We start from the raw sequence: 23,497 nt of genomic DNA on the forward strand, positions 1-23,497 counted from the left end.
CTGCCTGGTATGTGTGGGCGATTTGCGGTGACCACCGACCCGGCGTTGTTGGCGGAGAAGATCAAGGCACTCGACGAGACCGTCGAGGCCGCCAAAGACGGTGGTCCCAACTTCAACGTGGCCCCGACCACCACCATCAGCACCGTGGTCAAGCGGCACGATCAACCCGATGACGAGTCCACGCGCAGGCTCCGATCCATGCGCTGGGGCCTGATCCCGCCGTGGGCCAGGACCGGCGAGGACGGGGGCCCCGATACCAAGAAGGGCCCGCTGCTGATCAACGCGCGCTCCGAGACGCTGACCACGTCACCGGCGTTCCGCGGGTCGGCCAAGAGCAAGCGCTGCCTGGTTCCGATGGACGGCTGGTACGAGTGGAAGCCGAACCCGTCCGCCGACGGCAAGAAGGCGTCCAAGACGCCGTTCTACATGTTCGCCGGCGACGGGGAACCGCTGTTCATGGCTGGCCTGTGGTCCACCTGGCGGCCCAAGGGTGGCGAGGAGGGTGCGCCGCCGCTGCTGAGTTGCACCATCATCACCACCGACTCCGCCGCGCAGCTGGCCGATATCCACGACCGGATGCCGCTGACCATCAGCGCCTCGGACTGGGACCGCTGGCTGGATCCCGATGCCCCCGTCGACGCGGGCCTGCTGCGCGGGCACGGCGATCTGGACCGCATCGAGATCCGGGAGGTGTCGCGGCTGGTGAACAGCGTCCGCAACAACGGCCCGGAACTCATCGAGGCCGTCACGCCCGAAGCGGGCCTGTTTTGACCCTCGGCCCGCATGCGCTCGACGCTCTCGGCGCCGATCTGCGGGCGGTCGGGTACACCGTGGACGGCGTCGCCGAACTGCTGGGCGCCGACGTCCACGCGGCGCTGGGCCGGGGCGTGTGGTGGCCGGCGCTCCGCGCGACCGGGGCGGACCCGTTGTCGATGCTGGTGCGGTTGTTCCTGCTCGGCGCCCAGGTGCCCCGCGGGCAGTTGCACGAGGTCTTCACGCGGGTGCCGCTGGATGCGCTGGTGGCCGGTGGCGTGCTGGAACTGGCCGACGGCACCGTGCGCGCGGCACTCGACATCCGACCGCACTCCGACGGCGCCCGGGACTTCCTGGTGGTCTCCGATCAGGACGCCGCGCTGCGGGGCGGGCCGCTGCGGCGCGACCACGTGCTCGGTATCGGCGGTGCATCGATGTCGTTGGCCCGCGCCGTCATCCGCACCCCGGTGCGCCGGGCCCTGGATCTGGGCACCGGGTGCGGGATTCAGGCCCTGCACCTGGCCGGACACTGCGACGAGATCGTCGGCACCGACACCAACGAGCGGGCGCTCACGCTGGCGGCGGCCACCGCACGCCTCAACGGGATGTCCTGGGATCTGCGCTCCGGGAGCCTGTTCGAGCCGGTCGAGGGGGAGCGCTTCGACCTGATCGTGTCCAATCCACCCTTCGTCGTCGGCTCCGGTGCCAGCGACTATATCTACCGGGATTCCGGTGTGGCCGGGGATGGCCTGTGCCGCACCATGATCGAGCAGGTCGGCGACCACCTGGCTCCCGGCGGAACAGCCCAGATCATGGCGAACTGGATTGTCCGCGAGGGTGATTGGCGCGACCGTGTGCGGGACTGGCTGGCAGGCACCGGCCTGCACGCCTGGGTGGTGCAGCGTGAGCTGGCCGACCCGGTGAGCTATGTGTCACTGTGGCTGGCCGACGCCGGCGAGAGCCCGGACCAGACCGCGCGGCGCGGCGGCGCCTGGCTGGACTGGTTCACCGAACAGGGCGTCACCGGAATCGGTATGGGACTGATCTGCCTGCGCCGGCCCCGCGACGGCGAGGCGCCCGAGCAGATCCTCGAAGAGATCACCGGCGCGGACGAACTCGTCACCGGCATCGAGGTGGAGGCCTTCTTCGCCCGCCGCGACTATCTGCGCGACACCAGCGACGAGGCTCTGTTGGCAGCGCGGTTGTCCACGGCGCCGGTCTTCCTGGAGCAGCAGTCCCTGCCGGGGCCGCAGGGCTGGCAGCAGGTCGGCGCCGCGGTGCGGCGCCCGGGTGGGCCGGGCGCGGTGATCGGTGTCGATGAGGTGCTCACCGCGCTGCTGGCGGGCTGTCGGGGCGAGGTGCCGTTGAGCGCACTCATCGCCCTGCTCGCCGCCCACCACGGGGTGGATGCCGGCGCACTCGCCGAGGCGGCGCTACCGGAGGTGCGCGACGCGATCGGGCGCGGGATCCTGCATCAGGCGCAGTGACTAGCGTCGCCGCGCCGCCACCACCGCATAGGACGCATCGAAGGTCACCCCGTCGGCGGTGGCGTAGCGCTCGAATGCCGCGGTGAACGCCTCGGTCAGCCGGACGCGGGTTTCCTCGTCGGAGCGGGTGAACAGGTCCACATGCATGGGGGACTCGTCGGTGACGAAGACCACGGCGTCCTGCACGGACCCGAATTGCCAGGCGTGCTTGCCGTTTTCGATGAAGATCTCGTCGAAGTCGTCGGTCAGCCGGGTGGTGACGATATCGGCCTCGCCCCACTGGTCCGGTGAGTACTGCGCGGCCGGCGGCGGGCCCAGCACGTCGATGATCGGGTTGTAGAACGGATTGTCGGTGTCGCGCACCCAGGTGGAGAATCCGAGGAAACCACCCGGGCGCAGCAGCCTGGCGATCTCGGCGACCTGGCTGACCGGTTCGACGAAGATGATGCCCATGTTGGACACCACCGCGTCGAACCCCGCATCGGGCAATCCGGTGGCGGCAGCGTCGGCGGCGACCCACTGCACCGCTTCGCCGCCGGCCTTGTCGGCGGCGATGGCCAGCAGTTCGGGCGTCAGGTCCACCCCGGTCACCTGCGCGCCGGCCGCGACGGCCGCCAACGCGGCGTTACCGGTACCGCAGGCCAGATCGGCGACGACGGCACCGTCGAGCGGGCGCAACCGGTCGACGGTCTCGATCAGCCGGACGGAGATGGGCGCGATGCGTTGGGCGACGGCCTCGTACCGTCCCGCAGACCAGATTGACACCCGGCCAGCCTATGTCACGATGACGTGGTGGTAGCTCTGTCCGTCACCGCACCGCCGCTGCCCCGGCCGGTGCTGGTCGGCCAATTCTGGGGCGATCTCACTTTCGTGCACTGGCCGGTGCGCCCGGACAGCGTCGCTCACCTGTTTCCGGAGGGCACCCGACCGGATGTCTTCGACGACGGTTTCACCTATGTCGGGCTCATCCCGTTCGTCATGCGCCGCACCGCGCTGGCGGACCGGGTGCCGCTGCCGTTCTTCGGCGCCTTCGCCGAGACCAACGTCCGGTTGTATTCGGTGGATGACGCCGGCCGGCACGGTGTGCTGTTCCGGTCCCTGGAGACCGAGCGGCTGGCGGTGGTGCCGCTGACCCGGATCGGGCTGGGGGTGCCCTACACCTGGGCGAAGATGCGGGTTACCCGCTCCGGCAACCGGATCTGCTATTCGAGCGTACGACGTTGGCCGCGAAGGGGATTGCGCAGCACGCTGCAGGTGACCATCGGCGCGCCGCTGCAACCGACGCCGCTGCAGGTGTGGCTCACCGCGCGCTGGGGTGCACACACGCGCAAGGCGGGTCGCACCTGGTGGGTGCCCAACGATCATCCCGAATGGCCGCTCTACGCGGCCGAGATCGAGGATCTGCGCGACGATCTGGTCACTGCGAGCGGTACCGCGGTGGCCGGGGCCCGGCTGCCCGCGATGTTCTCACCCGGGGTGGCGGCCCGGTTCGGCCGGCCCGCACTGGTGCGTTCCTGACGCCAGGGCTATCTCGTCCTCACGGCCCGGTGTAGCCGGGCGGGTTGGCGGAATCGACCCAGAAGTCCACGCCCAGATCCTGTGCTCCGGGGGTGCAGTTGTAGGCCGACAGGTCGGTCACTCCGGATTCCAGCAGCACGTCCTCGCACAGCAGGGTGTTCCCGGTGTATTCGCGGGCCGGCCTGGTCAGCACGGCGTAGGCGGCATCGGAGTACACCTCGGGCTTGCGGGAACGGGCCATCGACTCGTCGCCGCCGAGCAGGTTCTGCACCGCCGCTGTCGCGACCATGGTGCGCGGCCACAGGGTATTGGAGGCGATCCCGTGCTGGCGCATCTCTTCGGCGATCCCCAACGCGCACAACGTCATACCGTACTTGGCCATCATGTAGGCGGTCGGGGTCAGCCATTTCTGCTCCATCCGGATCGGTGGGGACAGCGTCAGGATGTGCGGATTCTCCCGACCGATCATGTGCGGGATACAGGCCTGGGAGACCGCGTACGTGCCGCGCACCTGGATGCCGTTCATCAGGTCGAAGCGTTTCATCGGCACGTCCAGGATGGGGGACAGGTTGATGGCCGAGGCGTTGTTCACGCAGATGTCGATCCCGCCGAATTGTTCGGCCGCCGCCGCAACCGCGGCCTGCACACCATCGGGGTCGCGCACATCACCGACGATGGGTAGCGCCTGACCGCCGGCCTCCTCGATCTCGCGGGCCGCGGTGTAGACGGTGCCGGGCAGTTTGGGGTGCGGTTCGGCGGTCTTGGCCAGCATCGCGATGTTGGCCCCGTCGGCGGCCACCCGCTTGGCGATGGCCAGGCCGATGCCCCGGCTGGCGCCGGAGATGAACATGGTCTTTCCCTGAAGCGACATGGCCCCCAGCCTACGTGGCCCGAATATCCCCCGTAACACCAACGGTAAGCCTTACGAGATCGGCCGGTGCGAGTGCGACGTCCCACCCGCGCTTACCCGCGCTGCACAGCACCCGGTCCCACCGCAGCGCCGAGGAGTCGATCACCGTCGGTAATGCCTTGCGCTGGCCCAGCGGAGAGATCCCGCCGAGCACGTAACCGGTGGAACGTTCGGCCGCGGCCCGCTCGGCCATCGCGGCCTTCGGCACGCCTAGCGCCGCGGCCGCGGCCTTCAGCGACAGTTTCGAGGGCACGGGCAGGACCGCCACCGCCAGCCCGCCCGGGACGGCCAGGATCAGCGTCTTGAAGATCTGCTCGGGGGCGAGGCCATGTGCGGCGGCCAGCTCGGCGACCGCCTCCTCGCCGAAGGACTCCGCGCGCGGATCGTGCCGGTAACGCAGAATTTCGTGGTCGGCGCCGTCGTCCAGCAGGGCGGCGATCGCCGGGGTTGCTGCTCCTGCCACCGGGCCAGCGTAGTCCGGGAATGTAGACCGCCAGGGCCGCCGTTGTTGCTTGCATCGACGGTGAACGGGCGCCTGAGCCCGGTTGGTGTCGGTCATTGCCTTTAGGATCGTCAGATAGGGGATTTTGGTGCCAACGGCCTGCCTGGATCGTCCGGTGTTCACACTGGAGCTGTTCGGTGATGCCGCAACAGAAGGGACGGTGTCTCCCGCGATGACCGATATCGACGAAGCGGCTCGGGCCGCAGAGACAGATGCCGAGCTGACCGCCCGGTTCGAACGCGATGCCATCCCGCTGCTCGACCAGCTCTACGGCGGCGCGCTGCGGATGACCCGCAACCCGGCAGATGCCGAGGATCTGCTGCAGGAAACCATGGTCAAGGCCTACGCCGGCTTCCGCTCCTTCCGCGCGGGCACGAATCTCAAGGCGTGGCTGTACCGCATCCTGACCAACACCTACATCAACAGCTACCGCAAGAAGCAGCGCCAACCCGCCGAGTACCCGACCGACGAGATCACCGACTGGCAGCTGGCGGCCAACGCGCAGCACACCTCGACCGGTCTGCGTTCGGCCGAGGTGGAAGCGCTGGAGGCGCTGCCCGACACCGAGATCAAGGCAGCGCTGCAGGCCCTGCCCGAGGAGTTCCGCATGGCGGTGTACTACGCCGACGTCGAGGGATTCCCGTACAAGGAGATTGCCGAGATCATGGACACGCCGATCGGCACCGTGATGTCGCGGTTGCATCGCGGTAGAAAACAATTGCGGGAGCTGCTGGCCGATGTGGCCAGGGACCGCGGCTTCATCCGAGACCCACAGCTCGGTGCGCCCGAGGAGGTTTCGTCATGACCCAGTCCCACGAGGATGAGCGCTGGTCGCCGCCGGTCGGCCCAGTCGATCCCGAGCACCCCGAATGCGCCGCGGTGATCGCCGAGGTGTGGACGCTGCTCGACGGTGAGTGCACCGACGAGAGCCGGGACAAGCTCAAGCAGCACCTCGAGGAATGCCCGACCTGCTTGCGCCATTACGGCGTGGAGGAGCGGGTGAAGAACCTGATCGCCAGCAAGTGCCGCGGTGAGAAGGCGCCCGAGGGTCTGCGGGCCCGGCTGCAGATCGAGATCAGCCGGACCACCATCATTCGGGGCTGAGCGCCCGTACCGGCGCACAAAACAACCGCCCGGCTCTCTGGAAGAGAGCTCGGGCGGTTTGTTGTGTGCTGCCCCGATGGCGGCTACGACAACGCGTCAGGCGTTGGGGCGACGGCCGTGGTTGGCCTTCGAGTGCTTGCGGTCGCGCTTCTTGCGGCCTCGCTTGGCCATGGTGAACCTCCGGATCAAATGAATACTTGGGCACCAGTATCTCATGCCGGAGGGACTGCTTTTCCCGCGTGGTCTTCGATGGGCCTTTCGGTGTTGTGGTTCGATATAGGCCGGCAGGCGGATCAGCAGCCGGCCAAGGCGAAATGAGTGGGGTGAAGATGGCCGAGGATGTTCGCGCAGAGATCGTGGCCAGCGTGCTGGAGGTCGTTGTGCAGAAGGGCGACCAGATCGGTGCGGGCGACACCCTGGTGCTGCTGGAGTCCATGAAGATGGAGATCCCGGTGCTGGCGGAGGTCGCGGGCACCATCACCGAGGTGAGCGTGTCGGTGGGTGACGTCATCCAGGCCGGTGACCTCATCGCGGTGATCAGCTAGCCCGTCTGCGGTAACGGCTCATGTCGACTCTCGGCGACCTGCTCGCCGAGCACACCGTCCTTCCCGGTAACGCCGTCGACCATCTGCACGCCGTGGTCGGCGAATGGCAACTGCTGGCCGACCTGTCCTTCGCCGACTACCTGATGTGGGTCCGCAGCGACGACGACGTGCTGGTCTGTGTGGCGCAGGTGCGCCCCAACACCGCCTCCACGGTGCTGCTGGCCGATGCCGTCGGTACCGCCACGGCCGCCGCGGAGATGCCGGTGGTGCGCGCGGCGTTCAACTCCGGTGCGATCGGCCGGGAAAGCGATGTCAGCCAGCCGCGCGGCGACGGCCAATGGCGGAATGTGGAGGCGGTCCCGGTTCGGCACGCCGACCGCGTCGTCGCGGTGATCACCCATCAGACCGCACTGGCCGAGGGCCGGACGTCCAGCCCGCTGGAACGCGCCTATCTGGACTGCGCCGCCGACCTGCTGCACATGCTCAGCGACGGCACCTTCCCGAACGTCGGGGACCTGCCGATGTCGCGGTCCAGTCCGCGCGTCGGCGACGGTTTCATCCGGCTGGGGGTGGCCGGTGAGGTCGCTTTCGCGAGCCCCAACGCCATCTCGGCGTATCACCGGATGGGCTTCGCGGCCGAACTCGAAGGGCACAACCTCGTCGCGGTCACCCGGCCGCTGATCTCCGATCCCTTCGAGGCCCAGGAACTCGCCGCACACGTGCGCGACTCGCTGGCCGGCGGATCGAGCATGCGCATGGAGGTCGACGCCGGCGGGGCGGCGGTGCTGTTGCGGACCATCCCGCTGCAGGTGGGCGGTGCGGCCGTCGGCGCCGCGGTGCTGATCCGCGACGTCACCGAGGTCAAACGGCGCGATCGCGCGCTGCTGTCCAAAGACGCGACGATCCGCGAGATCCACCACCGGGTGAAAAACAACCTGCAGACGGTCGCCGCGCTGCTGCGCCTGCAGGCCCGGCGGACCAACAACGCCGAGGGACGGGAGGCCCTCATCGAGTCGGTCCGGCGGGTGTCCTCCATCGCGCTGGTGCACGATGCGTTGTCGATGTCGGTGGACGAAGAGGTCAACCTCGACCAGGTGGTGGACCGCATCCTGCCGATCATGAACGATGTCGCCTCGGTGGACACCCCGATCCGGATCACCCGCGACGGTGATCTCGGCGTGCTCGACGCCGACCGGGCCACCGCGCTGATCATGGTGATCACCGAACTGGTGCAGAACGCACTCGAGCACGCCTTCGACGGCGACGTGAAGAAGGGATCGGTGACCATCCGGGCCGAGCGTTCGGCGCGCTGGCTCGACGTCGTCGTCCATGACGACGGCCGCGGACTGCCGGAGGGGTTCAGCCTGGAGAAGTCCGACCGGCTCGGTCTGCAGATCGTGCGCACGCTGGTCTCGGCGGAACTCGATGGCTCGCTGGGTATGCACGATGTGGACTCCGGTGGCACCGACGTGGTGTTGCGGGTGCCGATCGGCCGTCACCGCAGGGCCGCTATCTAGCCGGCAGCACAGCGAAATGTGATGTGGCGCACAATGTCTGATGGCTCACAGTCGAACTCGCACGAAAAAGACTGCGGCCCCGACATTCACTGTCGGGGCCGCAGTCGAAGTCTTGCGGGTGGGCCTAGACGCTGGTGCGTGCCTTGGTCCGCGCGTTGCGACGCTTGAGGGCGCGACGCTCGTCTTCGCTCATGCCGCCCCATACGCCGGCATCCTGGCCGGACTCAAGCGCCCAACTCAGGCACTCGGTGGTTACCGGGCAACGGTTGCAGACGAGCTTCGCATCAGCGATCTGGGCGAGTGCCGGGCCGCTGTTTCCCACCGGGAAGAACAGTTCCGGATCCTCGTCGCGACAGACCGCCTTGTGACGCCAATCCATGCTTCTATCTCCTAGTCACGTCGTTACAGTGGCGCTACAAAGACACCCTGAGTTTTTTCGGCTGTTAACGCGCATGCATCAAATGTTTCTGCGCTGTTGCATCCAATGCTTTCACAGGCTGAACAGATGTCAATAGAAGTGCGTTAACACGTGGGCAATGTCACTGCGGTACCGGGTTACCGGACCGCTCACCCGTTTGTACTACACTCAACTCACTTGCGCTCTAAATCTACGCTGCTCACAGCAAATTCGCAGGTCACGAAGTTTCGGTAGACGGCGCCAGTACGCACAGCGCGTCCGGAACCGACGTGAAAGTCATCGCATCACGCAACCCGATGTAGTCGCCGTCGATCTGGCATGCCACCGGTGTGTCGCTGGTCACGCGCAGCCACGGCAGATCGTCTTCCCGGATCAGATGGGGCGCGGTGATATCCGGTGTAGACGACAACATCCGGCGCACCAGGCCGAGATTGCGCCAGACGTTCATGTTCGTGATGGCGAACACCCCGAGTCCGGTCTCGAAGGTCGTATCGGGGTTCGTCCACACCGGGCGGGCATTCGCGTACGTCCACGGACTGGAATTGGAGACGAACGCGAAATGGACGCCCGATGTCGGTTCGCGTCCGGGCAGTTCCACGGTCAGGAGGGGCTCTCTGCGGGCGCTGGCCAGCATTTCGCGAATGGCCACCCGGATGTACCGCGATGCGGTGACGGTTCGGCCCTTGGCGCGCTGAGCCTCCACGGCGGCCACCACGGCACCGTCGACGCCCATGCCTGCGGTGAACACGCCCCACCGCTCGCCGCAGTCCATCAGGCCGATGCGGCGCCACGGCACCCCGCGGCGGTAATCGCCGAGGAGGTCGACGAGCTGGTTGGTCGCCACGACCGGGTCCGGGCTGATTCCCAGCGAGCGGGCGAAGACGTTGGCCGAGCCGCCCGGTACCACGCCGACGGCGGGCGCGCGTTCGGAGGGTTCCTGCAGTACGCCGTTGACCACTTCGTTCACCGTGCCGTCACCGCCGTGCACGATCAGCACGTCGATCCCGTCCCGGGTGGCCTGATGGCCGATCTCGATGGCATGGCCCCGGTGATCGGTGTGGATCACGGTCAGGTCGACGCGGCTCTCCAGCGCGTGAGCCAGCAGGTCACGTCCCGCCGGGGTCGTCGATGTCGCGTTCGGGTTCACGATCAGCACGGCACGCACGGGGAACCAGCCTAACCGCGAATCCGCCGGTGGCGAATCGCCGCACACAACACCGGGTGAGCGGTCGGGGCATGCTCGATGATCGTCGGGTGAACATCGGGGTCCCCGATCGCGTTGGGGTTCAAGCCCGTTGCGATGACCGTGGTCAGTGCGCGCCGGCGGCGTCGGGCAACAGCGCCGGGCAGGCGCCGAACAGATCGGTGGTGAGCTCGAAATGCCATGTCTCGTTGGCGTAGATCTGGCACAGCCCGAACCGCGGTCCGTTGGTGATCATCCACTGGTCGGCGCCCGGGCCGCCGATGTCCACGGCCGCACCCACCACATGCCGCGACTGCTCGGGAGTCTGGACGTACTGTCGGGCCGCGGCGTAACTGCCGTAGGTCACGATGGCGTCGTCGAGCAGCTGCTGCTGGAACTCCGGGGAGCGCCACCCCGAGGTCACCGTCACGGTGACACCCTCGGCCGCCGCGGCGGAGGTGGCGTTCTGCACCGCCGCCAGCAGGGTCGGGTCCAGCCGTCCGATCGCCGGGTCCGCCACATCGAAGGCGGTCAGCGGCGCGCTGTCCGGCGCGGTCTCACCGGCCGGGTCGGCATGGGACAGCGGCGCCGACAGCACGGCGGCGACGGCCATGGTCGCCACGGTCAGCACGAAACGCATCAGGCCAGTTTACCGGCCGTCGCCGAAATCCCCGTCCACGTAACGCCAGGTACCGTCGCGGGCCCGGCTGCAGCGGCTGCGTTCGTGCAGGATGTGCCGTTTTCCGTGCTGTAGGTACTGGGCGCGGAATTCGACGATCCCGGTATCGTCGTCGGCGCCCCCGGACTCGGTGTCCACGATCTGCAGCCGCCGCCATGTGATCTGCCCGTCGAGCTCCAGCCGCGCGGGCCGGGTGCCGGGATGCCAGCTGCTCAGCAGGTAGTCGGCGCGACCGCGCGCGAAAGCACTGAATCGCGAACGCATCAGCGCTTCGGCGGTGGCGGCGGCCGCCGTTCCGTCGTGCAGCGGTCCGCAACAATGGCGGTAGGCCCGCCCGGATCCGCAGGGGCACTGCCCGGTATCAGCCTCGGACATCTGAAATTCCTACCGCAGAGGCGATCTCGTCCACCATGGCCTCGATCCGTGCCGGGTCGTGCAGGCGGTCCGGCACCCACGCCAGAGCGATTCGGACCGGGGCCCAGGTGCTTTCGTCGATCGGGATCAGTTTGAACTCCGGGGGTGAGAAGATCCGGCCGATGGCCGAGGCCGGCGCGTAGGTCACCATCGCGACGAGATGACGGTTGAACACCTGGGTCGCCATCTCCAACTCGCCGCCGAGTTGATTGGTGGTCCGCACGATTCGGTGTACTCCGCGGGCCTGAAGGCCGCGGGTCAGCCCGGCGAGCACCACCGGGTTCGGTCGGGCGAAGTCGATCACCACGTCACGGTCACGCAGTGCCTCGATGGTCACGCTGTCGCCGGCGGCCAGCGGATCATCGAAGCGAACGGCGATCGCGCCCGGGTAACTGGCCACCACCCGGTGGCGTAATCGCTTGTCGGAGTGCGGCAGGTGGATCAGGCCCAGATCGAGGTGCCCGGACACGAGTTTGGCGATGACCTCCGCCGCCGATCCGGGCACACTGAACTCGGCCGGGGACCTCAGCGCGGCGACCGTCGTCTCCAGTCGCGCCAGGAAGTCCGATGGTGCGTATGCGGTGGCGCCGATCCGGACCGGCTTGGCGCCGTTGGTGATTCGCGATGCCAGGGCCTTGAGGTCGTCGACCCGGTCGAGGATGTCGCGGGCCGGGCCCAGCAGCCTCTCGCCCAGCGGGGTGAGCCGCACGTTGTGGTAGTCGCGTTCGAACAGTTGACCGCCGAGTTCGTTCTCCAGCAGCTTTATCTGCTTGCTCAACGGCGGTGGGGTGATCATCAGCCGGTCGGCGGCACGTTTGAAGTGCAGTTCCTCGGCGACTGCGACGAAATAGCGGAGCCTGGTGAAGTCCACTTGCATGCGGGCACGTCCGAAACAGGTCGAGGCTGATGTTGGCTCCGGCGATCTTAAGCCTGGGGCGCGGGCGCCGGGTCAGCGAGGCGGTGTGGCCACCTCGGCCACCGACTCCAGGACTCCGCGGGCCATCAGATCGTCGATCTCGTCCTGGCTCAGTCCCAGCAGCTCGGCGGCCAGCTCGCGGGTCTGCTCACCCAGCAGCGGGGCCTGCCCCAGTGGCGGGTCCGCGATGCGGTCGGAGTGGATCTGGGCGTTCTCCAGGATGTAGGGCTCCCGGCCGTGCGGATGCAACTCCTCCCGGAACGCGCGCCGGTCGATGTAGTAGGCCCAGCCGGGCACATCGGCGGCGTGCAGGACGGCGCCGGCGGGCACTCCCGCGGTCTGGAGCAGTTCCATGGCCTCGCCTGCGCTGTGCTCGGCGGTCCATTCGGCCAGCGGGCGCTCGCCGATCACGGTGCGCAGGGCCCGGTGGTCGGCATCGTCGCGGACGGTCACCGCGACCCAGGCGTCGACGCCGCGGGCGGGGAACAGGCCCCACGGATGCGCGGGCGGCTGCTCGGGGAGGCCGAGCACCTTGCCGGCGATCTCGGCGGCCAGATGGCTGATCATCACCTCGGACTGGGCGACGCTGGCGGCTCCGCCGGCCCCGGTGCGCTCCCGGCGCAGCAGCAGGGCCAGCGCGGCGAGCGCGCCGATCCGCGCGGCGACATGATCGGGGTAGACGGTGACGGCATCGCAGAAGGCAGGCTGGGGCGAGCGAAGCGACGGGGAATCGTCCTGGGGCGAGCGAAGCGACGGGGAATGATCCCGTTCGTCCGGGTAGGCCCACTGGTCGGTGAACCCCGCGGCGGCCCGGACCAGCGGGCCGTAGCCGAGCCGGTTCGCCCACGGCCCCGTCGGGCCGAACGCCGAACTGTCCACGACGACGATGCCCGGGTTGATTCGGTGCAGCGTGTCGTGGTCCATTCCCAGGGTGGCGGCGACACCGGGTTTGAAGTTGGTCAGCACCACGTCGGCGGACTCGACGAGCCGGTGCGCCAGCGCCTGGCCTTCCGGGATGCGCAGGTCGATGCTGATCGACTTCTTGTTGCGGTGCCCGGCGGCATAGGTGTGCGATATCGACGCAAGGTTGCCGCGCAGTCCGTCCGGGAACGCCGAGTTCTCGATCTTGACGACGTCGGCGCCGAGGTCACCGAACAGCCGGCCGGTATCGCTGCCCACCACGATGACCCCGAGATCCAGCACCCGCAGACCCTCCAGTGGCAGGCCTTCGTCGCGGCGCGTTCGCCCGCCCAGGATGGGTGCACCCGCGAGCCGGGCGCCCGGCCTGCTGGGGGAGTTGAGCGTGCTGGCCCGGTGCCCGTCGATCTCGACGATGCCCACCGGAACCGGTGCCGTCACGCCCGTGCTGAGCTCGACGTCGCGGAAGAAGCCGCGCTCTCTGACGTGTTCGCTGCGCAGCGCCTCGGCGAGGGACAGCACTGCCGCGGTCGGCACCCGGTGGCGTTGGCCCTGCTCCTCCAGTTCGGCGCGCGTCTTGTCGGCGCAGAATCGCCCGATCGCGCCCAGCAACTCGACCGAGGTGAGGCGCTCTCGCAGGCTGTAGTACTTCGGGTCGGCGAATTCGGCTGGGCGGCCCAACCATTCGAACATGCCCTCCCACTGCCTTTTGGCCAACAGGCAGATTCGCACGTGCCCGTCGCGGCACGCGATGATCGGGTACCGCAACTGCTCGGCAGCCCAATTGCGCTTCTGCGCGCTCAGCGCCACCCCGGCCGAGGCGGTACCGGCCGTGCCGTACGGCGGATCGAGGGTCTGCATGGCGCCGTCGAGCACCGAGAAGTCGATGAGATCGCCTTCGCCGGTCCGCAATCGGTCCAGCAGCACGCTGACGGTGAACACCGCCGCCTGCGCGGCGGCGACCTGGTAGGGCAGGTGGCGCCCGGGCGGCACCAGGGGTGCGCGCCCGGGGATCCCGGACCGGGACAGCTCACTGGTCAGGGCGTGCAGCACCGGCGTGGTGGCCTGCCAGTTCCGGAATCGGGTGTCGCGGCCGAAATCGCTGATGGACAGGATCACCAGTGTCGGGTGCGCCGTCCGGATCGCGCGGACGGCCAGTGCACCTTCGGCGGCGGAGCCCGGCGCGGTGTTCTCGATGAGGATGTCCGCGTCGGCCAGCATGCGGGTCCAGGTGTGGGGGTCCGCCACGGTCACCGCATCCAGTCCGTGCCGGTTCATTGCCGTGTCCAGCGGCAGCGGTTCGTCCTGGGAGCTGACACCTTGCAGCGCAACCACAGTGACGTGGGCGCCCAGATCGGCCAGCAGGCGTCCGACGGCTGTCATCGGGCCGGTGGTCAGGTCGAGGACCCGTACGCCGGACAGTGGCGGGTCATAGGGCATGGGTTCTAGTTCCTCCGGGCCTGGCGGAACGGGATATCGCGGTCGACTTCGGGTTCCTTGGGCAGCCCGAGCACCCGTTCGCCGATGATGTTGCGCTGGATCTGGTCGGTGCCGCCGCCGATCGAGGTGAAGAACGCGTTGAGCGTCAAGAAGTTCACGTCATCGGATTCGGGGTTGTCGCTTCCGGCCAGCAGGGCCTGAGCGCCGATGATGTCGGTCTTCAGTCGCGCCTCGGCGTGCAGGATGCCCGACATCGCCAGCTTGCCCAGTGACATGACCGGTGATGAAGTGCCCTGCTTGGCCTCGGCCTTCGCGCGGGCGTTGTTGAGGCCGTTGAGTTCTCGCAGGGCGAGCGCCTCGGCCAGTGACCTGCGCACCGCAGCGTCGTCGAGACGTCCGTGCTCGCGGGCGAGGTCGACGAGGCTGTTGGCCTTGGAGCTGTTGCGACCGGATCGCCCGGCCGACCCCATCAGGGAGCGCTCGTAGGCCAGTGCGGTCTGCAGCACCCGCCAGCCGTTGCCGGTGCCGCCGACGACGTAGGCGTCGGGCGTCTTCGCATCGGTGATGAACACCTCGTTGAAGTGCGACTCGCCGGTGATCTGGTGCAGCGGCCGGACCTCGATCCCGGGCTGTTTCATTCCGATGATGAAGAAGGTGATGCCCTGGTGTTTGGGCGCATCCCAGTCGGTGCGGGCGATCAGCAGCGCGTAGTCCGACGTCAACGCTCCCGATGTCCACACCTTCTGGCCGTTGATGACCCACTGGTCGCCGTCACGCACCGCGGTGGTGCGCACGCCGGCCAGATCCGAGCCCGCCCCGGGCTCGCTGTAGAGCAGGCAGGTACGCGACCTCTCGGTGAGAAAGTCGCGCAACAGATCGTGTTTGATCTGCTCGGTGCCGAATTTCAGCACGGTGTTGGCCGGAATGCTGTACTTGTCCTGGCGGGCGCCCGGTGCACGCACCGCGCGGAACTCCTGGTCGATGACGTTGGCGAGCTGGTGGGGATACTCCCGGCCGTACCACTGGGCCGGATAGGTCGGTGTGGCGTATCCGGCGTCGAGGACCTTTTCCAGCCACGCGATACGCTGCGGCGAACTCGCCCACGGGTCATCGGATTTGGGCAGGGCGGTCCAGTGGGCGGCCAGCCAGTCGCGGACCTCGGCACGCAGCTCGTCGGCGGAGGGCAGGGTGTTCTCGGTCATCTCAGGCGCCCTTCGACAGCAGGTAGCGCTCGCGGTGTGCCGCGGAGTCGCCGAACAGTTGCAGGCCGGTGCGCGCCCGGCGCAGGAACAGGTGCGCGGGATGTTCCCAGGTGAACCCGATGCCGCCGTGCATCTGGATGGCCTGCATGGCCGTCTCGACATACGCTTCGGCGCACGTGAAGCCCGCCAGTGCGACGGCGCCGGCGCGGGTTTCGGGGTCTTGGTAGCGGGCCGCGGCGTGCTGGGCTGCCGAGGTCGCCGATTCGACCTGCAGCAGCAGGTCGGCAGCCATGTGCTTGAGCGCCTGGAAGCTGCCGATCGGGCGGCCGAACTGGATGCGGGTCTTGAGGTAGTCGACGGTGATGTCGAAGATCCGCCGGGAGCCGCCGGCCTGCTCGCCGGCCATGGCGATCACCGCCAGATCCAGCGCCTGCTGCACCGCATCCCAGCCCGCGGTGCCGATGCGCCGGGCCGGGGTCGCGGTGAAGGTGTAGGTGGACAGCGGGCTGGTCGCATCGAAAACCGTTGCGGCGGTGCGCTGGAAGCCGGGGGCATCGGGGGCGACCTCGAAGACGGCGGGGCCGTTGTCGGTCAGCGCGATGACCAGGACGACATCGGCGATCTGCCCGAAGGTGACGTAGTGCGCGGTCCCGGTCAGGGTGGCGTCCGCGCCGGCCCGGATGTCGACCGCGTCGGCGGTCCAGGTCCCGCGGGCCCCGGTGACGGCCACGGTGCCGATCGCGGTGCCGTCGGCCAGCCCGGGGAGCAGACGCTGCTTGTCGGCCTCGGTGCCGGCCGACTGGATGAGCGCAACGGTCAGTACCGCGCCGGACAGGAACGGCGCGGGCAGCAGGGCGGCCCCGGTCTCCTCGGCGACGGCCTCCAACTCCGGCGCGCCCAGACCGACACCGCCATACTCGGGTTCCACCAGCAGTCCCGGTACGCCCTGCGCCGCCAGCTTGGCCCACAGTTCACGGTCGAAGCCGTCCGGTGAGGTCATCACCCGCCGCACGTCGGCCTCGGTGCAGTCGTCGTGCAGCAGGGCGCGGACCGCGGATCGCAGCTCGGCGCGCTCGGTCACGCTGATCGTCATGGCGTCCATGCAACGCGGTCGCCGCAGCTGTGTAAATCACGCACGCCGACACCGGCACGTTTCCGATCGGGACATGTACCGGGTCGACGCGCCCGGGAGGGTTACTCGCCGAGCACCTCGGCGGCGATCCGGAACGCGTTGTTGGCATCGGGGACCCCGCAGTAGATCGCGCTCTGCAGGATCACCTCCTTGATCTCGTCGGCGGTCAGCCCGTTGCGCAGCGCGGCCCGCACATGCATGGCGAATTCGTCGTGATGGCCGCGGGCGATCAGCGCGGTCAGGGTGATCATCGAGCGCGACTTCCGGTCCAGGCCGGGCCTGGTCCAGATCTCACCCCAGGCGTACCGGGTGATCAGGTCTTGGAAGTCGGCGGTGAATGCCGTGGTGGCGGCCACCGCGCGGTCGACGTGCGCATCGCCGAGCACCTGGCGGCGCACCGCCATACCGTCGTCATGTGTGGTCACGGTTCTCCTTGAGGTAGAGCCGGGCGCGGTCCACCGCGGTATCGACGAGATGGGCGGTGGCGCCGAGGTAATCGGCCGACCCGGTGCGTCCGGTCAGCGCCTGCATGGAGTGCTGCTCGGCGTCGATGCCCGGGGCGGCGGCGAGGTTCGCGGCCGCGGTGGCGGTATCGACGCGCAGACCACTCAGTAGATCGACGGCCTGCGATGCGGCCACCACGGTGCGCCGCGCCAGGGTCCGCAGCGCGGCCCATTCGGCGTGCCAGCCGCCGTCGGAGCGTTCGTCGACGCTGGCCGCGGACGCGGTGTGCAGGGTGGCGCCCAACTGCGGCGCCGACATCGCGGTCCGGCGCAGCAGCACCGTGAGCACCGGATTGTTCTTGTGTGGCATGGTCGACGATCCGCCGCCGGAGCCCTCGGCGAGTTCCCCGACCCGGACACCCGCGGCGATGTCGTTGGCGATGTGACCCCAGGCGTCGGTGCAGGTGACCAGCGCGTCACCGATGCGGGTCAGCGTGCCGCGGGTGGTGTGCCACGGAAGCGCGGTCCTCAGATCGAGCGCGTCGGCCAGCGCGTCGGCAAGTCGCAGTGCGGCCTCCGGCGACCCGGACAGTTCGGTCGCCGCCGCCATGGTGCCTGCCGCGCCGCCGCACTGCACCGGAAAAGCAAGGGCTGACAAGGGTTCGGCGGTGTCCAGGATGGCGTTGAGCCACCCCGCGAACCTGCCGCCGAAGGTGCCCGGTAGCGCAGCCTGGGTCAGCGTTCGGGTGAGAACCGGTGCATCACGGTGGGTTTCGATCAAGGACAGCAGAGTGCGCAGCTGTGCGGCCAGGTGGGCGTGCACGGTCGCCTGTGCGTCGCGGGTGCACAGCATCAGGGCGGTGTCCAGCACGTCCTGACTGGTCAGCCCGCGGTGCAACCAGGTGGCGGTGTCGCCGCCGGCCCGCGTGCGCAGCAGCGCCACCAGCGCGGTGACGGGGTTGCCGTCTTTCTCCGCGGCGACGGCGAGGTCTGCCAGATCCGCCTCCGATACCAGCGCGGTCAGCCCCGCGGCGGCCGCCGCCGGCGCGATACCGGCGTCGACGAGGACTGTCAGCCAGGCATTCTCGACCGCGGCAAGCGCGGTGAGCAGCGCGGCATCCGACATCACCGCGCCCGCGCGGTGATCACCGGGCCAGAACAGGTCGCTCATTGGCCCGGGTACCGCAGGAAAACCGTCTCGCCGTCACCCTGCAGCCGGATGTCGAAGCGCAGGCCCTGCTCGTCGCGGGTGGCGATCAGGGTGTCGCGCCGGTCGGCGGGCAGACCGGACAGCAGCGGATCGTCGGCGCAGTCCGGGCCCGGCACGTAGGCCCGGGTGAACAGTCGGTTGAGCAGCCCGCGCCCGAAGACCGTGATCGCGATGAACGGCGCCCGGCCCGGCGCACCGGCCGCCGGCTCGACGGTGCTGAAACTGAACTGCCCCTCGTCGTCGGTGGATGCCCGGCCCCAGCCCGTGAAGGTCCAGCCGTCGCGATGTAGCGATCCCGCGGTGTGGGGCACCCGGCCCTCCGCGTCGGCCTGCCAGATCTCCAGCAGCACATCGGGTACCGGCCGGCCGGCGCCGTCGGTGACGACCCCGTGGAAGCGGATGGCGCCGGGAGCGCCGGCGGGGACCAGCTCGCCGCCGCGGTCGAACGGCAGGGCGTAGCCGTAGAACGGGCCGATCGTCTGCCCGGGAGTGGCGGTCAGCATGGTCATCAGTGTTCCTCACCGTTCTCGAAATGGGTGCGCTGCGAGCCGGTCAGCACGATGTCCCACCGGTAGCCGGTGGCCCATTCGTGACTGGTGACATCGTGGTCGTAGGCGGCGACCAGCCGGTCACGCGCCTTCTGGTCGGTGATGGCCTGGTAGATCGGGTCCAGGGCGAACAACGGGTCGCCGGGGAAGTACATCTGGGTGATCATTCGCTGCGTGAAATCCGTTCCGAACAACGAGAAATGGATGTGTGCGGGTCGCCAGGCGTTGCGATGGTTCTTCCACGGGTAGGGGCCCGGCTTGATGGTGGTGAAGCGGTAGGTGCCGTCGGCATCGGTGAGGCAGCGGCCGACACCGGTGAAGTTGGGATCCAGTGGGGCGTGGTGCTGGTCGCGTTTGTGCACATAGCGGCCCGCCGAATTGGCCTGCCAGATCTCGACCAGCTGGTGGCGCACCGGCCGGCCGTCGCCGTCGAGGACGCGTCCGGTGATGACCATGCGTTCGCCGATCGGGTCGCCGTTGTGCTGGATCGTCAGATCCGATTCCAGCCGGTGCACATCGCGCTCACCGAACACCGGCGCCCACAGCTCGAGGGCCTCCGGATCGGCGTGATGCAGATCCTTGGTGGGGTGGCGCAGCAGACTGCTGCGGTAGGGGGCGTAGTCCAGCCGGGGCTGCGATTCCTCGATACCTGTTTGCAGGTAAGCGGTTTCGATGGCGGCCATCTCGGCGTTGATCTCAGCCTGGCTCGCCGAGGCGCTATCGGGATCGGTAGCCGTGCGGGTGGAGTTCGGGGCTGTCATGCGGTCTGACGTTAGTCAGTCGGCCACCGGCCGCGGAAGAGTAGACTTCCGCTCAGCGAAAGGATTCTGCGGTTGGCGGGGAACACATCGGTACCGGGCACCACGGTGGCCGCCAGGTTGCTGGCGATGGTCGCCGCCTTCGATGAGCGCCACCGCGCGCTGACGCTGACCGAACTCGCCCACCGGGCCGGCCTCACGGTGCCGACGGCATCGCGGCTGGCCTCCGAACTGGTGGCCGGCGCCGCGCTGGAACGCCGCGCGGACGGGCGGTTCGTGGTCGGCAGGCTGTTGTGGGAGGCCGGCCTGCAGGCGCCGGTGGAGGGCCGGTTGAAGCAGCTCGCCGAGCCGTTCCTGTACGACGTGTACGCCGCCACCCTGGCCACGGTGCACCTCGCGGTGCGCGACGGCGCCCAGGTGCTCTACCTGTCCAGGATGTCCGGGCGGGCCTCGGTGCCGATCGTCAGCACGGTGGGCAGCAGGCTGCCGATGCACAGCACCGGTGTGGGCAAGGTTCTGCTCGCGCACGCGCCTGCCGACGTGCGTGAACAGGTGTGTGCCGCGCTGGTGCGGGTCACGGCCAAGACGATCACGTCGCCGGCGGTGCTCGATGCACAGTTGGAGCGGATCCGTCGCGACGGGGTGGCGGTGACGGTGGAGGAGATGTCGATCGGGGCGTGTTCGATGGCGGTGCCGGTGATCCGCGCCTCGGATAACGCCGTGGCGGCCGCGATCGGGGTGGTGGTGCCCACCCTGAAACGCGACCGCCAGCGGTTGTTGGGGGCCCTGCAGGTCGCCGCGCGGGGAATCGGGCGACTGCTCTGAGCCGTCAGTGCCTGACGAGCTCGCCCTGCGGGACTCGTTGCCCCAGCAATTCGGTGGGTACGTCCCGGGTTTCGCGGGCGGTGAGGGCCGAACCTGCGGCGATCAGGCAGACCACCGCGGTGAAGATGCTGATGACCACCCAGCCACCTTCGCGGACCCCGCCGAGCGCGGTGACGATCGACGGCGCGAAACCTGCTACCAGGAAACCCAATTGGGTACCGATGGCCAGACCGGAGAACCGTACCTGGGTGGAGAACATCTCACCGTAGAACGAGGGCCAGACCGCGTTGGCGGCGGCGTAGCCGCACGAGAAGGTCGCGACAGACAGGGCGAAGGTCAGCAGATGGTTGCCCTGGCTCATCGAGAGCATGTAGAAGGGCATCAGGACCGCCGAGGACAGTGCGCCGTAGATGAACACCGGCTTGCGGCCGATGCGGTCGGCGAGCCTGCCGAAGAACGGCTGGGTGATCAGCGCACCGACGTTGGCGACCACGACGAGCCACAGGGTGAGGTCGGCTTCCAGGCCGACGGCTTTGCCGTAGGCGAGTGCCAGGTTGCCGAAAACCGTTGACACCGCGGCGATGAAGGCGCAGAGGATAACCCGCACGACGTCGCGCCAGTGGTTGCGCAGCAACGGGATCAGCGGCATCCGGGCGATGGTGCCGGCCTTCTTGGCCTCGGTGAACTGGGGGGTCTCGTGCAACTGCCGACGGATGAAGTAGGCGACCACGACGACGACGGCCGACAGCCAGAACGGCACCCGCCAGCCCCAGCTGTATTTGGCTTCATCCGGCAGCGCCATGAACGGGATCATCACCAGCGAGGCAAGAATCAGGCCGCCCTGGGTGCCGGTCAGTGTCCACGATGTGTAGAAGGCGCGTTGGTTGTCGGGGGAGTGTTCCAAGGTCAGTGAACTGGCGCCGGCCTGTTCGCCGGCGGCCGAAAGGCCCTGCAGCAGTCGGCAGAACACCAGCAGGCCGGGGGCGGCCCAGCCGATGGTGTCGAAGCCGGGCAGGCAGCCGATCATGAAGGTGGATATGCCCATCAGGACGAGCGTGAACATCAGGACGCGTTGACGGCCGATGCGGTCGCCGAAGTGCCCGAGGATGACGGCGCCGACGGGGCGCGCGATGTAGGCGAACCCGAATGTGGCGAACGACATCACCAGGGCGGCTTCGTCGTTCGACGGGAAGAACACGTGCGGGAAGATCAGTGCGGCGGCCGAGCCGAACAGGAAGAAGTCGTAGTACTCCACGGCGCTGCCCATGAAGCTGGCCAGTGCGGCCTTGCGCGGTGTGCGGGCCGGTGCTGATTCGGGCGGTTGTGCTTCGGTGGTGGTCATCCGGGTCTCCTTTGAACGGATCTGGCGGGTGGGTGGGGATCAGGTCAGGTGGGCGGGTTGGTCTCAGGCGACCAGATTGCGGAAATGGGTGGACATGCGTGCGGCATCGGGGGCGATACCGGTGATCAGCGCGAAGGCGTCGACGGCCTGGTAGACGGCCATGTGACCGCCGTCGAGCGTGCGGCACCCGGCGGCGCGGGCCGCCTGCAGCAGCGCGGTCTCCAGTGGCCGGTAGACGATGTCGGCCACCCACAGCTTCGGGTGCAGCAGCGCGGCGTCGAAGGCGATACCGGGGTGTTCGGCCATCCCGGTGGGGGTGGCGTGCACGACGCCGTCGGCGCCCGGCAGCAGCACCGAGAGCTTGTCGAAAGACGAGGCGTCCACGCGGGTGAGCGGGTGCCGGCCGCCGAGTTCGTGCGCCAGTGCGGTGGCGCGGTCCACATCCAGGTCGACGACGCTCAGGTGTCCGACGCCCAGGCGTAACAGTGCGTCGGCGACCGCGGTCCCGGCGCCGCCGGCGCCGATCAGCACCACGGAGTCCAGCGCCGCGCCGGGCAGGGCCTCGGTGAAGCCGTGGGCGAACCCGGTGGTGTCGGTGTTGTAGCCGACGGCCCGGCCGCCTTCGAAGACGACGGTGTTGACCGCGCCGAGGGTGGCGGCCGCCTCGTCGATGTCATCGAGGTGGGGGAGCACCAGCTGCTTGCACGGGTGGGTGATGTTGAGGCCGTTGTAGCCCAGGGTGCGGGCCCAACGCAGGATCTCGCCGATCTGTTCGGGTGCCAGCCCCAGCGCGCCCAGGTCGAGGGTCCGGTAGAGGTAGTCGAGGCCCTGGGCGCGACCCTCGGCCATGTGCAGCGCGGGTGTCAGCGACGGCCCGATGCCGTTGCCGATGAGCCCTACCAAGTACGGCTGCGGGTGGTTCATCCTCGTCCTGCTCTCTTAATGTACTAACTGGTACGTACGCAAAGTAGAGCATTGTGGCGCGCGTCGCGTCAAGGGGTGAGTGTGAACTGGGTCTCTGGCCAGGCCGCGGTTCGCTCGGGTGGCCGTGCGGCGTTCGGGGACGGCGTCAGGGCTGGGTGGTGAGCCAGCCCACCACCATGTCGCCGAGCATCCGGCGCAGGTGGGCGCGCTGCGACGTCTCGGTGAAGTCGACGTCGAACAGGTATCCGAAGGTGTAGCGGTTGGCCACCTGGAACACGCAGTAGGAACTGATCACCACGTGCACGTCGAGGGCCGCCACGTCATCGCGGAAGACGCCGGCCGCGCGCCCGTCGCGCAGGATCTCGTCGAGCAGTGAGGTGGCGGGCCGGGAGAGGTCGGGGAGTTCACGCAGCTGCTGGATGAACTGACCCCGGTGGATGTTCTCAATGGACACCAGCCGGATGAACGCGTCATGGGCGATGTGGTGATCGAAGGTGACCTCGGCCAGCCGACGGATCGCCACGACGGGGTTGTCATGGTCGACCCGCAGCTTCTGCTCGGCCTCCCGGATGCCGCGGTACGCGTCCTCCAGGACGGCCAGATAGAGCTGTTCCTTGCTGCCGAAGTAGTAATAGATCATCCGCTTGGTGGTGCGGGTCCGTTCGGCGATCTCGTCGACCCGCGCGCCCGAGTAGCCGGATTCGGCGAACACCTCGGTGGCCACCGTGAGCAGCTCGGCGCGCGTGCGCTCGGCGTCGCGCTGCAGTTCGGCTTTGGGCTTGGCGGCCATGGGGGCAGAGCTTACTGGG

27 protein-coding genes are annotated in these 23,497 nt (G+C 68.6%); 8 read left to right on the forward strand and 19 right to left on the reverse strand.

Translation table 11 applies throughout. The annotated features are described in order from the left end of the window. The first annotated feature begins 9 nt into the window (after positions 1-9). Together C6A86_RS06820 and C6A86_RS06825 are read left to right on the forward strand one after the other, a co-directional pair. Positions 10-771 carry an SOS response-associated peptidase gene (locus tag C6A86_RS06820; RefSeq protein WP_199196369.1) on the forward strand — a complete coding sequence of 254 codons (762 nt, stop codon included), beginning with the start codon at positions 10-12 and terminating at the stop codon, positions 769-771. Next, a complete protein-coding gene (locus tag C6A86_RS06825) occupies positions 768-2,240 on the forward strand; it encodes a methyltransferase (RefSeq protein ID WP_105365550.1) in 1,473 nt (490 codons plus the stop codon). The genes C6A86_RS06820 and C6A86_RS06825 overlap by 4 nt, the downstream gene beginning before the upstream one ends. On the opposite strand, the gene C6A86_RS06830 is transcribed toward C6A86_RS06825, so the two are convergent. After that, complete coding sequence (locus C6A86_RS06830; RefSeq protein WP_105365551.1) at positions 2,241-3,005, reverse strand: class I SAM-dependent methyltransferase; 765 nt, start codon at positions 3,003-3,005, stop codon at positions 2,241-2,243. It lies immediately after the preceding gene. Positions 3,006-3,032: 27 nt separating this feature from the next. Between C6A86_RS06830 and C6A86_RS06835 the strand changes: the two genes are divergently transcribed. Further along, positions 3,033-3,758 carry a DUF2071 domain-containing protein gene (locus C6A86_RS06835; RefSeq protein WP_105365573.1) on the forward strand — a complete coding sequence of 242 codons (726 nt, stop codon included), beginning with the start codon at positions 3,033-3,035 and terminating at the stop codon, positions 3,756-3,758. Positions 3,759-3,777: 19 nt separating this feature from the next. Here the strand turns inward: C6A86_RS06835 and C6A86_RS06840 are convergent, their stop codons facing one another. Next, on the reverse strand, positions 3,778-4,629 hold the full coding sequence (locus C6A86_RS06840; protein ID WP_105365552.1) for an NAD(P)-dependent oxidoreductase: 852 nt from the start codon (positions 4,627-4,629) through the stop codon (positions 3,778-3,780). Positions 4,630-4,639: 10 nt separating this feature from the next. Continuing rightward, the gene (locus C6A86_RS06845) at positions 4,640-5,131 is read right to left on the reverse strand and encodes a YbaK/EbsC family protein (protein ID WP_233213192.1); all 492 of its coding nucleotides are present in this window, start codon (positions 5,129-5,131) and stop codon (positions 4,640-4,642) included. 211 nt (positions 5,132-5,342) lie between these two features. Between C6A86_RS06845 and C6A86_RS06850 the strand changes: the two genes are divergently transcribed. Both C6A86_RS06850 and rsrA read left to right on the forward strand, forming a co-directional pair. Beyond that, positions 5,343-5,975 carry a sigma-70 family RNA polymerase sigma factor gene (locus C6A86_RS06850; RefSeq protein WP_199196374.1) on the forward strand — a complete coding sequence of 211 codons (633 nt, stop codon included), beginning with the start codon at positions 5,343-5,345 and terminating at the stop codon, positions 5,973-5,975. Then, positions 5,972-6,274, forward strand: coding sequence for a mycothiol system anti-sigma-R factor (gene rsrA, locus C6A86_RS06855; RefSeq protein WP_105365555.1), 303 nt, complete (start codon positions 5,972-5,974; stop codon positions 6,272-6,274). Before C6A86_RS06850 ends, rsrA begins: the two co-directional genes overlap by 4 nt. 96 nt (positions 6,275-6,370) lie before the next feature. Here rsrA and C6A86_RS29160 read toward each other — a convergent pair whose 3' ends face one another. Beyond that, entirely contained in the window at positions 6,371-6,445 is a 75-nt protein-coding gene (locus C6A86_RS29160) for a 50S ribosomal protein bL37 (protein WP_085976028.1), read from the reverse strand. 158 nt (positions 6,446-6,603) lie between these two features. Between C6A86_RS29160 and C6A86_RS06860 the strand changes: the two genes are divergently transcribed. After that, entirely contained in the window at positions 6,604-6,819 is a 216-nt protein-coding gene (locus tag C6A86_RS06860) for a biotin/lipoyl-binding carrier protein (RefSeq protein WP_057166796.1), read from the forward strand. A 20-nt stretch (positions 6,820-6,839) separates the two neighbouring features. After that, positions 6,840-8,336, forward strand: coding sequence for a sensor histidine kinase (locus tag C6A86_RS06865; RefSeq protein ID WP_105365556.1), 1,497 nt, complete (start codon positions 6,840-6,842; stop codon positions 8,334-8,336). A 124-nt stretch (positions 8,337-8,460) separates the two neighbouring features. Here C6A86_RS06865 and whiB1 read toward each other — a convergent pair whose 3' ends face one another. The 12 genes from whiB1 to pcaH form a co-directional block, all read right to left on the reverse strand. After that, complete coding sequence (gene whiB1, locus C6A86_RS06870) at positions 8,461-8,715, reverse strand: transcriptional regulator WhiB1 (protein ID WP_029373613.1); 255 nt, start codon at positions 8,713-8,715, stop codon at positions 8,461-8,463. Positions 8,716-8,971: 256 nt separating this feature from the next. Beyond that, positions 8,972-9,919: a diacylglycerol kinase family protein gene (locus C6A86_RS06875; RefSeq protein ID WP_105365557.1), complete on the reverse strand. Its 948-nt coding sequence runs from the start codon at positions 9,917-9,919 to the stop codon at positions 8,972-8,974. 145 nt (positions 9,920-10,064) lie between these two features. After that, complete coding sequence (locus C6A86_RS06880) at positions 10,065-10,577, reverse strand: M15 family metallopeptidase (RefSeq protein ID WP_105365558.1); 513 nt, start codon at positions 10,575-10,577, stop codon at positions 10,065-10,067. A 9-nt stretch (positions 10,578-10,586) separates the two neighbouring features. Continuing rightward, entirely contained in the window at positions 10,587-10,991 is a 405-nt protein-coding gene (locus C6A86_RS06885) for a YchJ family protein (RefSeq protein WP_105365559.1), read from the reverse strand. Then, on the reverse strand, positions 10,978-11,907 hold the full coding sequence (locus tag C6A86_RS06890; RefSeq protein WP_105365560.1) for a LysR family transcriptional regulator: 930 nt from the start codon (positions 11,905-11,907) through the stop codon (positions 10,978-10,980). Before C6A86_RS06890 ends, C6A86_RS06885 begins: the two co-directional genes overlap by 14 nt. 72 nt (positions 11,908-11,979) lie before the next feature. Continuing rightward, positions 11,980-14,304 carry a CoA transferase gene (locus C6A86_RS06895; RefSeq protein ID WP_105365561.1) on the reverse strand — a complete coding sequence of 775 codons (2,325 nt, stop codon included), beginning with the start codon at positions 14,302-14,304 and terminating at the stop codon, positions 11,980-11,982. A gap of 5 nt (positions 14,305-14,309) precedes the next feature. Beyond that, positions 14,310-15,506: an acyl-CoA dehydrogenase family protein gene (locus C6A86_RS06900; protein ID WP_105365562.1), complete on the reverse strand. Its 1,197-nt coding sequence runs from the start codon at positions 15,504-15,506 to the stop codon at positions 14,310-14,312. A gap of 1 nt (position 15,507) precedes the next feature. Then, a complete protein-coding gene (locus C6A86_RS06905; protein ID WP_105365574.1) occupies positions 15,508-16,599 on the reverse strand; it encodes an acyl-CoA dehydrogenase family protein in 1,092 nt (363 codons plus the stop codon). Between the two features lie 101 nt (positions 16,600-16,700). Continuing rightward, positions 16,701-17,063 (reverse strand): 4-carboxymuconolactone decarboxylase, encoded by a 363-nt coding sequence (gene pcaC / locus C6A86_RS06910; RefSeq protein WP_199196371.1) that lies wholly within the window; start codon positions 17,061-17,063, stop codon positions 16,701-16,703. Then, positions 17,050-18,252, reverse strand: coding sequence for a lyase family protein (locus C6A86_RS06915; RefSeq protein ID WP_105365564.1), 1,203 nt, complete (start codon positions 18,250-18,252; stop codon positions 17,050-17,052). The genes pcaC and C6A86_RS06915 overlap by 14 nt, the downstream gene beginning before the upstream one ends. Beyond that, on the reverse strand, positions 18,249-18,800 hold the full coding sequence (pcaG, locus tag C6A86_RS06920) for a protocatechuate 3,4-dioxygenase subunit alpha (RefSeq protein WP_199196372.1): 552 nt from the start codon (positions 18,798-18,800) through the stop codon (positions 18,249-18,251). Before pcaG ends, C6A86_RS06915 begins: the two co-directional genes overlap by 4 nt. Next, positions 18,800-19,600, reverse strand: coding sequence for a protocatechuate 3,4-dioxygenase subunit beta (gene pcaH, locus C6A86_RS06925; RefSeq protein ID WP_105365566.1), 801 nt, complete (start codon positions 19,598-19,600; stop codon positions 18,800-18,802). The genes pcaG and pcaH overlap by 1 nt, the downstream gene beginning before the upstream one ends. 72 nt (positions 19,601-19,672) lie before the next feature. Between pcaH and C6A86_RS06930 the strand changes: the two genes are divergently transcribed. Continuing rightward, the gene (locus tag C6A86_RS06930; RefSeq protein WP_105365567.1) at positions 19,673-20,422 is read left to right on the forward strand and encodes an IclR family transcriptional regulator; all 750 of its coding nucleotides are present in this window, start codon (positions 19,673-19,675) and stop codon (positions 20,420-20,422) included. Positions 20,423-20,426: 4 nt separating this feature from the next. Here C6A86_RS06930 and C6A86_RS06935 read toward each other — a convergent pair whose 3' ends face one another. From C6A86_RS06935 to C6A86_RS06945, 3 genes are all read right to left on the reverse strand, one after another. Next, positions 20,427-21,764: an MFS transporter gene (locus tag C6A86_RS06935; protein ID WP_105365568.1), complete on the reverse strand. Its 1,338-nt coding sequence runs from the start codon at positions 21,762-21,764 to the stop codon at positions 20,427-20,429. Positions 21,765-21,827: 63 nt separating this feature from the next. After that, the gene (locus C6A86_RS06940; RefSeq protein ID WP_311101062.1) at positions 21,828-22,688 is read right to left on the reverse strand and encodes a shikimate dehydrogenase; all 861 of its coding nucleotides are present in this window, start codon (positions 22,686-22,688) and stop codon (positions 21,828-21,830) included. A gap of 145 nt (positions 22,689-22,833) precedes the next feature. Next, positions 22,834-23,478, reverse strand: a complete 645-nt coding sequence (locus C6A86_RS06945; RefSeq protein ID WP_105362033.1) for a TetR/AcrR family transcriptional regulator — start codon at positions 23,476-23,478, stop codon at positions 22,834-22,836. Positions 23,479-23,497 lie beyond the last annotated feature (19 nt).

The sequence above is a fragment of the Mycobacterium sp. ITM-2016-00316 genome (genome assembly GCF_002968335.2).
Lineage (GTDB): Bacteria > Actinomycetota > Actinomycetes > Mycobacteriales > Mycobacteriaceae > Mycobacterium.

What these genes read in the sequence shown, in the direction of transcription:
- C6A86_RS06895 (WP_105365561.1), bottom strand. Translation starts at nt 14,304, where the DNA reads ATGCCCTATGACCCGCCACTGTCCGGCGTACGGGTCCTCGACCTGACC.
- C6A86_RS06850 (WP_199196374.1), top strand. Translation starts at nt 5,343, where the DNA reads ATGACCGATATCGACGAAGCGGCTCGGGCCGCAGAGACAGATGCCGAG.
- C6A86_RS06820 (WP_199196369.1), top strand. Translation starts at nt 10, where the DNA reads ATGTGTGGGCGATTTGCGGTGACCACCGACCCGGCGTTGTTGGCGGAG.
- C6A86_RS06900 (WP_105365562.1), bottom strand. Translation starts at nt 15,506, where the DNA reads ATGACCGAGAACACCCTGCCCTCCGCCGACGAGCTGCGTGCCGAGGTC.
- C6A86_RS06840 (WP_105365552.1), bottom strand. Translation starts at nt 4,629, where the DNA reads ATGTCGCTTCAGGGAAAGACCATGTTCATCTCCGGCGCCAGCCGGGGC.
- C6A86_RS06915 (WP_105365564.1), bottom strand. Translation starts at nt 18,252, where the DNA reads ATGAGCGACCTGTTCTGGCCCGGTGATCACCGCGCGGGCGCGGTGATG.
- C6A86_RS06865 (WP_105365556.1), top strand. Translation starts at nt 6,840, where the DNA reads ATGTCGACTCTCGGCGACCTGCTCGCCGAGCACACCGTCCTTCCCGGT.
- rsrA (WP_105365555.1), top strand. Translation starts at nt 5,972, where the DNA reads ATGACCCAGTCCCACGAGGATGAGCGCTGGTCGCCGCCGGTCGGCCCA.
- C6A86_RS06860 (WP_057166796.1), top strand. Translation starts at nt 6,604, where the DNA reads ATGGCCGAGGATGTTCGCGCAGAGATCGTGGCCAGCGTGCTGGAGGTC.
- C6A86_RS06905 (WP_105365574.1), bottom strand. Translation starts at nt 16,599, where the DNA reads ATGACGATCAGCGTGACCGAGCGCGCCGAGCTGCGATCCGCGGTCCGC.
- C6A86_RS06935 (WP_105365568.1), bottom strand. Translation starts at nt 21,764, where the DNA reads ATGACCACCACCGAAGCACAACCGCCCGAATCAGCACCGGCCCGCACA.
- C6A86_RS06940 (WP_311101062.1), bottom strand. Translation starts at nt 22,688, where the DNA reads ATGAACCACCCGCAGCCGTACTTGGTAGGGCTCATCGGCAACGGCATC.
- C6A86_RS06880 (WP_105365558.1), bottom strand. Translation starts at nt 10,577, where the DNA reads ATGCGTTTCGTGCTGACCGTGGCGACCATGGCCGTCGCCGCCGTGCTG.
- whiB1 (WP_029373613.1), bottom strand. Translation starts at nt 8,715, where the DNA reads ATGGATTGGCGTCACAAGGCGGTCTGTCGCGACGAGGATCCGGAACTG.
- C6A86_RS06945 (WP_105362033.1), bottom strand. Translation starts at nt 23,478, where the DNA reads ATGGCCGCCAAGCCCAAAGCCGAACTGCAGCGCGACGCCGAGCGCACG.
- pcaH (WP_105365566.1), bottom strand. Translation starts at nt 19,600, where the DNA reads ATGACAGCCCCGAACTCCACCCGCACGGCTACCGATCCCGATAGCGCC.
- C6A86_RS06890 (WP_105365560.1), bottom strand. Translation starts at nt 11,907, where the DNA reads ATGCAAGTGGACTTCACCAGGCTCCGCTATTTCGTCGCAGTCGCCGAG.
- pcaG (WP_199196372.1), bottom strand. Translation starts at nt 18,800, where the DNA reads ATGACCATGCTGACCGCCACTCCCGGGCAGACGATCGGCCCGTTCTAC.
- C6A86_RS06885 (WP_105365559.1), bottom strand. Translation starts at nt 10,991, where the DNA reads ATGTCCGAGGCTGATACCGGGCAGTGCCCCTGCGGATCCGGGCGGGCC.